Source organism: Methylobacterium dankookense, from assembly GCF_902141855.1.
Lineage (GTDB): Bacteria > Pseudomonadota > Alphaproteobacteria > Rhizobiales > Beijerinckiaceae > Methylobacterium > Methylobacterium dankookense.
Window position 1 is genome coordinate 1 of the sequence record NZ_CABFVH010000122.1, and the last position, 1,071, is coordinate 1,071.

Annotated in this window: 1 protein-coding gene; it reads right to left on the reverse strand. The window is 71.8% G+C overall.

Features of this window, described 5'->3' with window-relative positions; all coding sequences use genetic code 11:
* A partial coding sequence (locus MTDSW087_RS29840; RefSeq protein WP_144769409.1) for a polysaccharide biosynthesis/export family protein occupies positions 1-1,071 on the reverse strand: 1,071 nt, incomplete at both ends.

Below are 1,071 nucleotides of genomic sequence, written 5' to 3' on the forward strand. Positions count from 1 at the left end.
GGGGGCCGCGACGGTGGAGAAGACGCTCAGCACCTTCTGCAACTCGGTGAAGGGCGCGTTCGAGACGTAGACCAGGTCGCGGTTGCGCATGCGGAAGGCCTGGGTCAGGAACAGGCTGTTGGGATCGCGCATGTCCACCCGGTACACCACCGGCACCAGCGGCGTGCCCAGGAGCTTCGAGGCCGGGTTGAGCTTGCGCACCACCGCCGCCGGCTCGAAGCGGAAGATGTAGGTCCCGGTCGGGTCGGCCTGGAAGTCCGACAGGCCGCGCGCCTTGGCCAGCGCTTGCGCCAGGGTGATGCCGTCGGCCGAGAACGGCAGCTCGGTGGCGTTGCCGAGCGCGCCCACCGCCAGGAAGGTCTGCGGATCGCGCACCAGGGTCAGCACGTCGCCCGGGCGCAGGTAGATGTTCTCGCGCGGGTTGGACACCACCGTGGTCATCGGCACCGTGGCGGTGAGGTTGCCGCGCGACAGGCGGATGAAGGTCTCGTTGACGGGCGAGCGCACGCCGCCGGCGGTGGCGACGACGTCGAGCAGGCGGTCGCCGCGCATGGTCAGCGGGATGCGCGCGCCGGCGGCGGCCTCGCCGGTGACGGTGACGGTCTGCGAGATCGGCTTGGTGACGCTGACCAGCACCTGGGGCTGGATGGCCTTGCCGGCGAGCTCGTTCTCGATGAGGCCTTGCACGTCCTGGGGGCGGCGGCCGAGCACCTGGATGCGGCCGGCATAGGGCACCGAGATGGCGCCGTCGCGCGCGACCACCTGCTCGGGGATGAGGGCGGACTTGGATCCGGCCGAGAAGCGGTCGGCCACGAGCGGTCCGGAGAACAGGCCGCCCGATCCCGCCTCCCAGACGGAGATGGCGACCATGTCGCCGATGCCGATGACGGGCTCGAGGGAGGGGCGGTGGTCGCCGAAGGAGGCGAGCAGGCTGTCGAGGGGGCGGGTGCGCAGGGCCTCGACCACGGCGGGGGTGATGTCGATGATCTCGTAGCGTGCGAACAGCCCGTCGGGCGTGGCCACCTCCGCGCCCGCATCCACCTGCCGCGCGGTCGGACCCGCCGCCGGAAG